This window comes from Streptomyces sp. NPDC052016 (assembly GCF_044548445.1).
In the GTDB taxonomy this organism is placed as follows: Bacteria; Actinomycetota; Actinomycetes; order Streptomycetales; family Streptomycetaceae; genus Streptomyces.
In genome coordinates this window covers 43,733-55,917 of the sequence record NZ_JBIUBX010000044.1, presented here as the reverse complement: position 1 = coordinate 55,917, position 12,185 = coordinate 43,733, and the positions used below count along the sequence as shown (strand labels likewise).

The 12,185-nt window shown below is 73.6% G+C and carries 13 protein-coding genes; 9 read left to right on the top strand and 4 right to left on the bottom strand.

All coding sequences use genetic code 11. From position 1 onward, the window contains the following. Nucleotides 1-317: 317 nt before the first annotated feature. Nucleotides 318-1,808, top strand: coding sequence for a hypothetical protein (locus ACIHAR_RS38075; protein ID WP_365468231.1), 1,491 nt, complete (start codon nt 318-320; stop codon nt 1,806-1,808). 53 nt (nt 1,809-1,861) lie between these two features. Here ACIHAR_RS38075 and ACIHAR_RS38070 read toward each other — a convergent pair whose 3' ends face one another. Continuing rightward, nucleotides 1,862-2,275, bottom strand: coding sequence for a VOC family protein (locus ACIHAR_RS38070; RefSeq protein ID WP_365468228.1), 414 nt, complete (start codon nt 2,273-2,275; stop codon nt 1,862-1,864). A gap of 233 nt (nt 2,276-2,508) precedes the next feature. Here ACIHAR_RS38070 and abc-f point away from each other — a divergent pair, with 233 nt between their 5' ends. The 3 genes from abc-f (at nt 2,509) to ACIHAR_RS38055 (ending at nt 5,629) form a co-directional block, all read left to right on the top strand. Next, the gene (abc-f, locus tag ACIHAR_RS38065) at nt 2,509-4,107 is read left to right on the top strand and encodes a ribosomal protection-like ABC-F family protein (protein ID WP_365468226.1); all 1,599 of its coding nucleotides are present in this window, start codon (nt 2,509-2,511) and stop codon (nt 4,105-4,107) included. Nucleotides 4,108-4,442: 335 nt separating this feature from the next. Further along, nucleotides 4,443-4,664, top strand: coding sequence for a helix-turn-helix domain-containing protein (locus tag ACIHAR_RS38060; protein WP_004002281.1), 222 nt, complete (start codon nt 4,443-4,445; stop codon nt 4,662-4,664). Nucleotides 4,665-4,825: 161 nt separating this feature from the next. Beyond that, nucleotides 4,826-5,629, top strand: coding sequence for an enoyl-CoA hydratase/isomerase family protein (locus tag ACIHAR_RS38055; RefSeq protein ID WP_365468223.1), 804 nt, complete (start codon nt 4,826-4,828; stop codon nt 5,627-5,629). Between the two features lie 58 nt (nt 5,630-5,687). On the opposite strand, the gene ACIHAR_RS38050 is transcribed toward ACIHAR_RS38055, so the two are convergent. Continuing rightward, a complete protein-coding gene (locus tag ACIHAR_RS38050; RefSeq protein WP_365468220.1) occupies nt 5,688-6,422 on the bottom strand; it encodes a nucleopolyhedrovirus P10 family protein in 735 nt (244 codons plus the stop codon). A gap of 87 nt (nt 6,423-6,509) precedes the next feature. Between ACIHAR_RS38050 and ACIHAR_RS38045 the strand changes: the two genes are divergently transcribed. From ACIHAR_RS38045 to amaP, 5 genes are read left to right on the top strand one after another with little or no spacing between them, the layout of a single operon-like run. Continuing rightward, on the top strand, nt 6,510-6,992 hold the full coding sequence (locus tag ACIHAR_RS38045) for an Asp23/Gls24 family envelope stress response protein (RefSeq protein ID WP_365468217.1): 483 nt from the start codon (nt 6,510-6,512) through the stop codon (nt 6,990-6,992). Nucleotides 6,993-7,027: 35 nt separating this feature from the next. After that, nucleotides 7,028-7,213, top strand: coding sequence for a hypothetical protein (locus ACIHAR_RS38040; RefSeq protein ID WP_365468214.1), 186 nt, complete (start codon nt 7,028-7,030; stop codon nt 7,211-7,213). Beyond that, nucleotides 7,210-7,629: a hypothetical protein gene (locus tag ACIHAR_RS38035; protein ID WP_365468211.1), complete on the top strand. Its 420-nt coding sequence runs from the start codon at nt 7,210-7,212 to the stop codon at nt 7,627-7,629. Before ACIHAR_RS38040 ends, ACIHAR_RS38035 begins: the two co-directional genes overlap by 4 nt. Continuing rightward, nucleotides 7,626-8,267, top strand: a complete 642-nt coding sequence (locus ACIHAR_RS38030; protein WP_365468208.1) for a DUF6286 domain-containing protein — start codon at nt 7,626-7,628, stop codon at nt 8,265-8,267. Before ACIHAR_RS38035 ends, ACIHAR_RS38030 begins: the two co-directional genes overlap by 4 nt. Before the next feature lie 5 nt (nt 8,268-8,272). Further along, nucleotides 8,273-8,851, top strand: a complete 579-nt coding sequence (amaP, locus tag ACIHAR_RS38025) for an alkaline shock response membrane anchor protein AmaP (RefSeq protein ID WP_400023807.1) — start codon at nt 8,273-8,275, stop codon at nt 8,849-8,851. Nucleotides 8,852-9,498: 647 nt separating this feature from the next. Here amaP and ACIHAR_RS38020 read toward each other — a convergent pair. Both ACIHAR_RS38020 and ACIHAR_RS38015 read right to left on the bottom strand, forming a co-directional pair. Then, on the bottom strand, nt 9,499-10,254 hold the full coding sequence (locus ACIHAR_RS38020; RefSeq protein ID WP_388761005.1) for an SDR family oxidoreductase: 756 nt from the start codon (nt 10,252-10,254) through the stop codon (nt 9,499-9,501). Nucleotides 10,255-10,259: 5 nt separating this feature from the next. After that, nucleotides 10,260-12,047, bottom strand: coding sequence for a glycoside hydrolase family 15 protein (locus ACIHAR_RS38015; RefSeq protein ID WP_365468199.1), 1,788 nt, complete (start codon nt 12,045-12,047; stop codon nt 10,260-10,262). Nucleotides 12,048-12,185: the final 138 nt, after the last annotated feature.

Below are 12,185 nucleotides of genomic sequence, written 5' to 3'. Positions count from 1 at the left end.
GGCGGGGGGGGCGCCCCCCCCCCCCCCCCCCCCCCCCCCCCCCCCCCCCCACCCCCCCCCCCCCCCCCCCCCCCCCCCCCCCCCCCCGCCCCCCCCCCCCCCCCCCCCCCCCCCCGACCCACCCCCCACCCCTCAGGCGCCCCCCGCCAGCGCCGCAGGCATACGCGGCCACCCGCCCCAAAGGTTCCGTTTAACCCCGTACCACTGGCTTGATCACACCTCCCCACCCCTCTCCCACCCCCGTACACCACCCACTCCCGCAGCCCCCCACGACATTCCGTTTGGGTTTTCGGACCGTCAACCGGAAGACTGCACCCGTGACGTCCCGTATCCCGCGCGACTCCAGGCTTCGACTCGTCCGCCCGCGACCCCTGGCCGCCGCCCCCACAGCTGTGAACCAGCGGCGCCCGCGCCGCCCCGCGCCTCGCCCGCCGGAGGGCACGCCCGCCCCAGCGGAGCTGGCCAGAATGGCGCGCTCGGGTCTCGCCGCCGCCGCTCGCGTCGCCCGCTGGGCCGACGCCGCCCTCGGCCCCGGCAGCGACGCGGCGACCGACGACGGCAAGGCCACCCTCTCCGACGCGACCGCCGAACGAGCCGCCCGCGACCTCGCCCTGACCCCGGCTCAGGTCCGCGCCGACTGGGACACCGCCCGCCTCGCCGGCCTCGTGGAGGTGCACGGCGACAGCGCCCGCCCCGGCTGGCGCCTGCGCGCCTGGGACCGCGACGACAGCGCCGTACTGCGCGGCTGGGTCGCCCTCTTCGACGCGTGGTCGCTCGCCACCCCGGAACCCTCCGACCAGGAGCCCGCCGCCGTCGCCGAGGTCGTCTCGGCCATGCCGCAGGTGCTCTCCTTCCTGCAGCTGTCCGCCGGCCCCGTCCCCGTGGACCAGCTCCTCGACCTCCTGCGTCAGCGTGTCACCGAACTGCGCACCGAGCGCTGCGAGGTCACCTACGATCCCGAGACCGACACGGCGAGCCCCACAGGGTCCCCCGGGGCCACAGGCCCCACCAGCCCCTCCGGCGCCACCCTTGGCACCGCCACACGTGCCGAGACCGACGCAGACCAGGCCGAACCCGCCCAAGCCGCCGAACTCGCCCCGCTCCTCGACTGGGCCCTGCACGCCCTCGCCTCCGTGGGCGCACTCACCTGCGGCGACGGACAGGCCACCCTCACCCCGCTCGGCAGCTGGGCGGTCTGGGTCAAGCTGGAGCAGATCTGTGTCGCCGCGCAGAGCCCCGCCGGCAACATCGAGGTCGCCGCCGAGGAGATGCTGCGCGGCTGCGCCCAGCTGCGCCCGAACGCGGCCCGTGCCGAGTACCGCGCCTGGCTGGCCGCCCGCCCCGTCGGGAGTGCCGTCACCGAGCTGCTGTCGGCCGCCCGCGGCGAGGACGCCCTGCTGCGGGGCCTCGCCTTCGAGGCGCTGCGCGTCGTCGGCGCGCCCGCCGAGCCCGACGTCCGGGCCGTCGTCGAGGAGCCGGCCCTGCGGCCGTACGCCCTGCTGTGGCTGGCTGAGCACGACGGCGCGGACCCCGAGGACGCGCACGAGGTGCTGACCCGCGAGGAGGCGACCTGGCTGTGGGTCGACACCGCCGCGGCCGTCGCCGACCACGGCGAGGCGCCGATGCTGGTGCGGCACCTGGAGTCCGCGGTGCAGCCGACCGTGCCGGCGCTCCTGGACGAGGTGCGCGCGGTCGGTCACCCGCGCACCGTGCAGGTCCTGGTCGCGCTCGCGGCCGCGCACCCCGACCCGGCCCTGGCCAAGGCCGTCCGCCGGGCGGCCTTCCAGGTCCACACCGGGGGCAACTGACCCCCTAGAAGCCCGGGGAGGGCGAGGCCACCGGCGAGCGGGCGGGGAGGCCGTCAGCCCTGTATCTCGGGCGCGTACGTGCCGAAGCTCCAGACGTTGCCCTCGGCGTCGCGGGCCATGTAGTCCCGGGAGCCGTAGTCCTGGTCCGTCGGGGGCATCAGGATCTCCGCGCCGTGCTCCACGGCCCGCCGGTGGTGGGCGTCGACGTCGTCCACGACGACGTACACCCCGGTCGGGCCCGCGTCCTTCATCGCCGTGTCGAAGACACCGCCCCGGCCCTTCGAGCCCAGCATCACCGCGCCGTTGCCCTGCACCAGCTCGGCGTGCAGCACCGACCCGTCCTCACCCTCGTACACCGACAGCTCGGTGAACCCGAAAGCCTCCGTGAGCTGCTGGATCGCCGCCTTGGCGTCCCGGTACAGCACCGTCGGATAGATGCTCGGACGCCCGCCGTTCGCCCCTGCCATGCCGATCACTCCCTTGTGACGACTGCCGGAAGAGTCACCGCCCAGTCTGACAGCGCGCCCACCGCCCCTCCCCCGAAAGTCACACCCCCACGGAAAGATCGAACACCCGAACCAAGAAAAAGTGGTTGCACGACCCCGTTAGACTGGCCCCATGGCCATTCTCCTCGCGCATTAGACGGCGGGAACGTCCTCAGCCGCCCATCCCGCCAACGACCCCGCCCTGGAGTCTGACCGTGATTTCCGCCTCCGGCATCGAGCTGCGCGCCGGTGCCCGCATCCTCATCGAGAACGCTTCCTTCCGTGTCGCCAAGGGTGACCGCATCGGCCTGGTCGGGCGCAACGGCGCCGGCAAGACGACGCTCACCAAGGTCCTGGCCGGCGAGGGCATCCCGGCCGGCGGCACCGTCACCCGCTCCGGCGAGGTCGGCTACCTCCCGCAGGACCCCCGCACCGGCGACCTGGACGTCCTCGCCCGCGACCGCATCCTCTCCGCGCGCGGCCTGGACGTCCTGATCCGCAAGATGCGGGAGAACGAACAGCGCATCGCCAACGGGCAGGGCGCCACCCGCGAGAAGGCCCTGAGGCAGTACGAGCGCCAGGAGACGGAGTTCCTCACCAAGGGCGGGTACGCCGCCGAGGCAGAGGCCGCCACCATCGCCGCCGCGCTCAACCTGCCCGACCGCGTGCTCGGCCAGCCGCTGCACACGCTCTCCGGCGGTCAGCGCCGCCGTGTGGAACTGGCCCGGATCCTGTTCTCCGACGCGGACACCCTGCTCCTCGACGAGCCGACGAACCACCTGGACGCCGACTCGATCATCTGGCTGCGGGACTACCTCAAGACCTACCGCGGCGGCTTCATCGTCATCTCCCACGACGTCGACCTGGTCGAGACGGTCGTCAACAAGGTGTTCTACCTGGACGCCAACCGCTCCCAGATCGACGTCTACAACATGGGCTGGAAGCTCTACCAGCAGCAGCGCGAGGCGGACGAGAAGCGCCGCAAGCGCGAGCGCGCCAACGCCGAGAAGAAGGCGGCCGCACTGCACTCGCAGGCCGACAAGATGCGCGCCAAGGCCACCAAGACCGTCGCCGCGCAGAACATGGCCCGCCGCGCCGACAAGCTGCTGTCCGGTCTGGAGGCGGTCCGGCAGTCCGACAAGGTCGCCAAGCTCCGCTTCCCGGAGCCCGCGCCCTGCGGCAAGACGCCGCTCATGGCCGAGGGACTGTCGAAGTCGTACGGCTCGCTGGAGATCTTCACCGACGTCGACCTGGCCATCGACAAGGGGTCGAGGGTCGTCATCCTCGGCCTCAACGGCGCGGGCAAGACCACCCTGCTCAGGCTTCTCGCCGGCGTCGAACAGCCCGATACGGGCGCGGTCGTCCCCGGCCACGGCCTCAAGCTCGGCTACTACGCCCAGGAGCACGAGACCCTGGACGCGGACCGCACGGTCCTGGAGAACATGCGCTCCGCCGCGCCCGACATGGACCTGGTCGAGGTCCGCAAGGTGCTCGGGTCGTTCCTGTTCTCCGGCGACGACGTCGACAAGCCGGCGGGTGTGCTGTCCGGCGGTGAGAAGACCCGTCTCGCGCTCGCCACGCTGGTGGTCTCCTCGGCGAACGTGCTGCTGCTCGACGAGCCCACGAACAACCTCGACCCGGCGAGCCGCGAGGAGATCCTCGGCGCGCTGCGCACCTACAAGGGCGCGGTCGTCCTCGTCACGCACGACGAGGGCGCCGTCGAGGCGCTGCAGCCCGAGCGGATCATCCTGCTCCCCGACGGGGTCGAGGACCTGTGGGGCTCCGACTACGCGGATCTCGTCGCCCTGGCTTGATCGAATGAGTGATCCACGGCGTATGGATCATTCGGCTTACCGTTGATCCATCATCTGTGTGAGATCTCCTCGTATCGAGGTGTGTCCTACATCGAAGTCGCGGCCGGTCCCTTTGTCGACAAGGGGCCGGCCGTCTCGCGTCCCTGACCTGCCACTTCGCGGAACAACCCGTTCGGCCCCACGAACATCACCGGTTGGAATGACGCGTTCCGTTTGTGGGGACGCACTCCTGTCGTCACAAGCCTGTCGCACGGACCTTGCCGAATGGGTGGCCATCACGCCCCGGAGGGGTGATCATGAGGAGACCAGAGCGCACTTCCCATGAGGAGGCACGGGTGGCCGAGACTCTGAAGAAGGGCAGCCGGGTGACCGGCGCCGCGCGCGACAAGCTCGCGGCAGACCTGAAGAAGAAGTACGACTCCGGTGCGAGCATCCGGGCGCTGGCCGAGGAAACCGGCCGCTCGTATGGCTTCGTACACCGGATGCTCAGCGAGTCGGGCGTCACGCTCCGTGGGCGTGGCGGGGCGACACGGGGCAAGAAGGCCGCCTCGTCCTGACCCCGGGCGGCCCACCGGCGCCGATGGTGGCCACCCGGTCGGTCTTCCGAGGTGCCCCCGAGGGGGCCTGAGGAGACCCTGGATCGGCCGGGTGGTTACTGTGCAGTCACTTAGCATCGCTCGCAGCATGCTCTGCTGACCGCACCCACCGGAGGCGCCCCATGGCCACGCCCGACCAGGAACTCGTTCCCCTGCTCGACAAGGACGGCGTACGGCTCACCGTCGACGACGCGCTCGCGACGGTGACGCTGACCAACCCGGCCAAGCGCAACGCGCAAAGTCCCGCGATGTGGCGCGCGCTCGCCGAAGCCGGGCGGCAACTGCCGGGCTCCGTGCGTGTGGTCGTGCTGCGCGGCGAGGGCAAGTCCTTCTCCGCCGGCCTCGACCGGCAGATGTTCACGCCCGAGGGGATCGAGGGCGAACCCTCCTTCATCGACCTCGCCCGCAGCGGCGACGCCGAACTCGACAGCGCCATCGCCGAGTTCCAGGAGGGCTTCACCTGGTGGCGACGCAGCGACCTCGTGTCCATCGCCGCCGTCCAGGGCCACGCCATCGGTGCGGGCTTCCAACTCGCCCTCGCCTGTGACCTGCGCGTCGTCGCGGACGACGTGCAGTTCGCCATGCGCGAGACCAGCCTCGGCCTCGTCCCGGACCTCACCGGCACGCACCCCCTCGTCTCCCTGGTCGGCTACGGCCGCGCCGTCGAGATGTGCCTGACCGGCCGCTTCGTGCACGCCGAGGAGGCGGTGAGCTCCGGGCTCGCCAACATCGCCGTGCCCGCCGCAGAACTGGACGCGGCGGTCCGTGAACTGGCCGCGGCGCTCCTGGCCGCGCCCCGTGACGCGGTCGTCGAGACCAAGGCGCTGCTGCGCGGCGCGGCCGACCGCACCTACGACGAGCAGCGGGCCGCCGAGCGCGCCGCCCAGGCCCGACGGCTGCGGGACCTCGCCGGCCTGGGCGAATGAGCCGGGTGCGCACGCTCCCGCGTGTCCGGGGATCCCGGACAGCGGTCGCGCCGGACGCTCACCCCGCCGAGGTCACCAGCACCGCCACCGTCGGCTGATCCCGCAACGCCCCCGACACCACGCCGCGGACCTCCCGGGCCACGTCCAGCGCCCGGTGGTCCGCGGCCACCGCGATCTCCACGCGCGCGTGCCGGCGCGGCAGGGCGGTGCCCCCGCCCTGCCGCTCCTCGACGTGCACCGCCCGCCCGAGCAGATCGGTCAGCGCCGCGACGCCCGGCACGGACAGCGCCGCGGCGGCGACGCGCGCCGCGTCCCCCTCGCCCCCACCGGCCGCCTCCGACGGCCGCGGGCCACGCACCCCCTCCGCCCGCTCCGGCTCGGCGTCCTCCGCGTCGACAGCGTCCAGCAGCGCGGTCACCCGCAGATCCACCTCCGCCACCACCAGCCCCAGCCGCTCCGCCGCGGCCGTCGCCAGCGCCGTCCGCAGCCGGGCCGCCGTCGCCGGCAGCGGCTCGGCGGCCGTCGCCGCGCAGTCCGCCGACACCCGCAGCGGCCCCGGCGGCAGGGCGCTCGGCGGTGGCGGCACGACCGGCTCGTACGCTCCCTCCGGATCGGCCACCGCGATCCGCAGCGGACCCAGGCGTACACCCGGCAGCCCCCGCACCGCCCGCCGCAGCACCGCCTGCGCCGCTTCTTCCGTGATCCAGGCACCGTCGCGCGGTCCACCCAGGGGGAGCAGTCGGCCCACGACCAGCCGGTCCCGCACCGCGCGCGTCCATCCGTCCGCCGTCATTCCTCCAGCCTGCCCCATCCCCGGGGCGCGGACGTGAAACCGCGCTTACCGTGGTCGAAGGAAGGCAACCGAAAAGGACGTACGGTGATGAGCGAGACATCGGAGCAGAACCGGACGCAGACCCCGGTCGGGGGCTCGGAAGCGGTGCAGACCCGCAAGGCCACCAGGCGTGGCGGTGGAGACCCGGGCACCCGAGGGCGCACCACCATCGCCGACGGAGTCGTGGAGAAGATCGCCGGCCTGGCGGCCCGGGACGTGCTCGGCGTCCACGCCATGGGCGGCGGCCTCAGCCGCACCATCGGTGCCATGCGCGACCGGGTTCCCGGCGGGTCCAAGTCGGTCACCCGGGGCGTCAAGGCCGAGGTCGGCGAGGTGCAGACCGCGCTGGACCTGGAGATCGTCGTCGACTACGGCGTGTCCATCGCGGACGTCGCCCGGGACGTGCGGGAGAACGTGGTCGCGGCCGTGGAGCGGATGACCGGACTCGAGGTCGTCGAGGTCAACATCGCGGTGAGCGACGTCAAACTGCCGGAGGAAGAGGAAGAGGAGCCGGAACCCCGGATCCAGTGACACGGCAACCGGGAGACCGGTGAGGGGAGAACACCTTGAGCATGGCCGTGGTCGGAATGATCGCCGGCATGGCGCTGGGCTTCGCCGGATACTTCGGCGGGTTCGGGGCCTTCCTGCTGGTGGCGGCGCTGGGCGCCGTCGGCTTCTTCGTCGGCCGGTTCCTGGAGGGTGACATGGAACTGAGCGACTTCTTGCGCACACGTGACGACCGTCGACGGTGACGTCCGTGAGTGAGGGGAACGACGCCCTCGGCCGTGGCCCGGGCGTCGTCCCGCCGGGTGAGCGGGGCGCGACCCACATCGCCGACCGGGTCGTCGCCAAGGTCGCGGCTCAGGCCGCCCTCGAGGCCGTGGGCCCTCTGCCGCCCGAAGCGGCACGCCCGTACGCCACGGTCGTCGTCCGCCCCCACGCCCGGCCACCCGCAGATGGAAGGACCCCCGTCGAAGCGGCCCACATCAGCGTCCACCTCGAACTCGACTACCCGACCGGCATCGGCCCGCGCTGCCACGCGGTGCGTCGTCACGTCAGCGAGCGGGTAGGCGCGTTGGTGGGAATGGAGGTGCCGGAAGTCGCCGTCCTGGTGGAACGGCTGCATCCGACGGCGGCGCACGGCGCGGCACACGGGAGGACGCGATGAGCGAGCCCCGGAGCTCCGAGGGCACCACACAGCAACTGCCGGTCCTGGAGAAGACCACCCCGGACCCACCGGAGACCACCCCGGGCCCCGCCCCGCGGAGCGGCCGCTTCTGGTCCGCGCGCCGCGTCCCGGCGGGCGTCATCGCCCTCCTGCTGCTGGCCCTCGCTGGGGTCCTCCTCTACGACGTCGCCGCCGTCCGCGCCGACCGGCCCGCCCTGCACGCGCGTCGCGAGCTCGCCCGGCAGCTCGCCGAACGGCCCCTGGACGACATCTGGGTGCTCGTCGGCGCGGGCGTCGCCGTCGCCCTCGGTCTGTGGCTGATCGTCCTCGCCCTCACCCCGGGCCTGCGCGACGTCCTCCCCATGCGCCGCACCGGCCCCGACGTCCGCGCCGGGCTCCACCGGGGTGCCGCCGAGCTGGTGCTGCGCGACCGGGCCATGGAGGTCGCGGGCGTGCAGTCGGTACGGGTGCGCATGGGCCGCCGCAGGGCCGACGTCCGTGCGGTCTCCCACTTCCGCGAACTGGACGACGTACGCGCCGACCTGGACGCCGTGCTCGGCGACGCCGTCCGCGGCCTGGGCCTGGCCCACCCGCCCACGCTGTCGGTCCGTGTGCGCCGGCTCGGCAGGAAGGGGTGAGGCCGGTGATCCGGGCGGTCGACCGTGTGGCACTCGGGGTCGTGGGCCTCGTCCTGGTCGTCGTCGGCGGTGCGGTGCTGGCCGTCGGCCTGGGCGTCTCCCCGCCCTCCTGGTGGATCCACGACGGACCCCGTGACGTCCTGCTGAGCACCGCCGAACGCACCCGGTGGCGCGACGAGACGTGGTGGTGGCCCGCCGTCATCGCCGTCCTCGCGCTCCTCGTCCTGCTCGCCCTGTGGTGGCTGATCGCCGTCCTGCGGCGCCGTCGGCTCGGCGAGGTCCTCGTCGACACCGGAGACGGCGCGGGAGCCCTGCTCCGGGGCCGGGCCCTGGAAGGCGTGCTGGCCACGGAGGCGGCCCGCCTGGACGGCGTGTCCCACGCCCACGCCCGTCTGACGGGCCGCAGGCACGCCCCGGAGGCCCGCGTGCGACTCCTCCTGGAACCGCATGTGGACCCGGCGGAGGTCCTGGCCGACCTGACGACCGAGTCCCTGGCCCACGCAAGGGACTCCGCGGCCCTCGAGACCCTCCCGGCGGAGGTCCGGCTGAGGACGGCCAGGCACCGTGCGGAAAGGGTGAGCTGAATCCGGGTGCGGGGGAGCGTCACAGGGACGCGGGGCCGTGTCGGAAACGCGGTCCCCACGCCCGCGCGGACGCACGACCAGCCCTCCGCCCGCACCCGCACGCGGCGGCGGGCCCTTCGCCCGCAACGCGCGGCGGGCTCTTCAGTCCCGCACGCGGCGGCCGGCTGTTGACTACCGCATGCGGCTGCGGGCTTTTCAGTCCCGCACGCGGTGGCGGACTGCTCGCTCCCGCATGCGGCGGCAGGCCCCTCACTCCCGCATGCGGCGGCGGGCCCTTCACCTGCAGCGCGCGGCGGGCTTTTCAGTCCCGCACGCGGTGGCGGGCTGCTCGCTCCGGCATGCGGCGGCGGGCCCTTCACCTGCAGCGCGCGGCGGGCTTTTCAGTCCCGCACGCGGCGGCTGGCTGTTGACTCCCGCATGCGGCGGCGAGCCCTTTACCCGCAGAGCGAGGCGGGCCCTTCTCTCCCGCACGCAGCGGCGGGCCCCTCACTCCGGCATGCGGAGGCGGGCCCTTGACCTGCAGCGCGCGGCGGCGAGCCCTTCACACCCGCGCGCGGCGGCGAGCCCTTCACACCCGCGCGCGGCGGCGAGCCCTTTACCCGAACGCGGCGGCGGGCGCTTCACACCCGCACGCCGCGTCGCGCCGCTCAGAACCCGTGTCGCATACCGCCGTCGACGGGCACCATGATTCCGGTCAGATAGGACGCGGCCGGCGACAACAGGAAGGCCGCCGTCCGCCCGAACTCCTCGGGCGTCCCGTACCGCCGCAACGGGATCCGGGACTCGTTCGCGGCCCGCGTGGCCTCGGGGTCGGCCGACAGACCGTCCAGCTCGCGCACGCGATCCGTGTCGATCCGCGCCGGCAGCAGCCCCACGACCCGGACCCCTCGCGGACCCAGCTCGTCCGCGAGCGACTTCGCGAACCCCGCGAGCCCGGGCCGCAGCCCGTTCGAGATCGTCAGCCCGGGAATCGGCTCGTGCACCGACCCGGAGAGCACGAACCCGATGACACCTCCCGCCTCCAGCTCGGCCGCCGACGCCCGCGCGAGCCGGACCGCACCGAGGAACACCGACTCGAAAGCCGCCTGCCACTGCTCGTCGCTGTTGTCGGCGACGAACCCAGGCGGCGGCCCGCCGACGCTGACGAGGATGCCGTCGAACCCGCCGAAGTGCTCGCGGGCGGCCGCGATCAGCCGCGCGGGCCCCTCGGGGTCGGCGTTGTCGACGGCGAGGCCGACGGCGTTCGGCCCCAGCTCCTTCGCCGCGTCGGCGGCCCGCTGCTCGTCCCGTCCGGTGACGACGACCTTCGCGCCGTCCGCGACCAGCTCGCGCGCGGCGGCGTTGCCGAGGCCGCGCGTGGCCCCGGTGACGACGTACACCCGGTCCTTCAGTCCAAGATCCATGGCCCCTATCCTGCCTCCTCGCCTTCGAACAGCGTGAGGGCGGTGTTGACCAGGCCGATGTGGCTGAAGGCCTGGGGGAAGTTGCCGAGGTGCCGGCCGTTCACCGGGTCGTACTCCTCCGCCAGCAGGCCCACGTCGTTGGCCAGGTCGACGAGCCGTTCGAACAGCTCCCGGGCCTCCTTCGTGCGGCCCGTCATGTGCAGGGCGTCGGCGAGCCAGAACGAGCACGCCAGGAAGGAGCCCTCGCCGCCCGGCAGGCCGTCGACCGTGGCGCCGTCGGTGCTGTAGCGGCGTACCAGCCCGTCGTGGCCGAGCTCCTCGCGGACCGCGTCGATGGTGCCGACCACCCGCGGGTCGCCGGGCGGCAGGAACCCGACGCGGGGGATGAGCAGCAGGGAGGCGTCGAGGTCGCGCGAGCCGTAGTACTGGGTGAAGGTGTTCCGCTCGGCGTCGTAGCCCTTCTCGCACACCTCGCGGTGCACCTCGTCGCGCAGTGCCCGCCAGCCCTCCAGGTCGCCGTGCAGCCCGGGGTGGCTCTCCAGCGTGCGGACGGCACGGTCGGCGGCCACCCAGACCATGACCTTGGAGTGCACGAACTGGCGGCGGCCGCCGCGCACCTCCCAGAGCCCTTCGTCCGGCTGCCGCCAGTTCCGGCACAGCCACTTCATCAGCGCGCACTGCAGCGACCAGATGTGCGGCTTGGGGGACAGGCCGGCGGCGCGGGCCAGCGACAGCGAGTCCATGACCTCGCCGTAGACGTCGAGCTGGAGCTGGTTCACGGCCCCGTTGCCGATGCGTACGGGCCGGGAGCCCAGGTAGCCGGACAGCCACGGCAGTTCGCACTCCGGCATCCGCCGTTCTCCCCCCAGCCCGTACATGAGCTGGAGGTCCGCCGGGTCGCCGGCGGCGGCGCGCAGCAGCCAGTTGCGCCACTCCTCGGCCTCCTCCTGGTAGCCGGCGGCCAGCAGGGCGTTCAGGGTGAGGGTGGAGTCGCGCAGCCAGCAGTAGCGGTAGTCCCAGTTGCGCACGCCGCCGATCTCCTCCGGCAGGGAGGTGGTGAGCGCGGCGACGATGCCGCCGGTCGGCACGAAGGTGAGGGCCTTCAGCGTGATCAGGGAGCGCACGACCATGTCCCGGTGCGGGCCGTCGTAGCGGCAGCGGGCCGACCACGCCTGCCAGTCCTCGACACTGGCCCGCAGCGCCTCGTACGGGTCGACGAGCGGCGGACGCGGATGGTGCGAGGGGTGCCAGGTGAGCACGAACGCCACCGACTCGCCCTCGCCCACGGTGAACTCCGCGTGGGTGGAGAAGTCCTCGCCCCAGGTGCGCACGGCCGGTTCGCTGCGGAACCACACCGCGTCCGGCCCGGCGACCGCCACCCGGTGGCCGTCGACCCGGCGCATCCACGGCACGACCCACCCATAGTCGAAGCGCAGCCGCAGCGTGGAGCGGACGGTGACCCGGCCGCGCAGCCCCCGCACGATGCGGACGACGTCGGGGGCGCGGTCGCGCTGCGGCATCAGGTCGGTGACGCGGATCGCACCCTCGCCGGTCTCCCACTCCGTGTCCAGGACGAGGGTGCCGGGGCGGTAGGCGCGGCGTGTGCACGGGCCCTGGGCGCCCTTGGGCGCGACGCGCCAGTGGCCGTTCTCCTCGTCGCCGAGGAGGCGGGCGAAGCAGGCCGCGGAGTCGAAGCGGGGCAGGCACAGCCAGTCGACGGAGCCGTCCACGCCGACCAGGGCCGCGGTCTGTTCGTCGCCGATGAGGGCGTAGTCCTCGATACGGGGCTGCACGGAGTGCGGGTTCCCGGCGGCAGCGATGACATTCAGGGCCGCGGCCGCGGGAGCCGCGCCTGGCCCACCCCGCCGCCGGCACCCGGGAAGATCACGCCGGGGTGCGCCGGGGCCTGGTCGAGCGGAACGACACGGTCG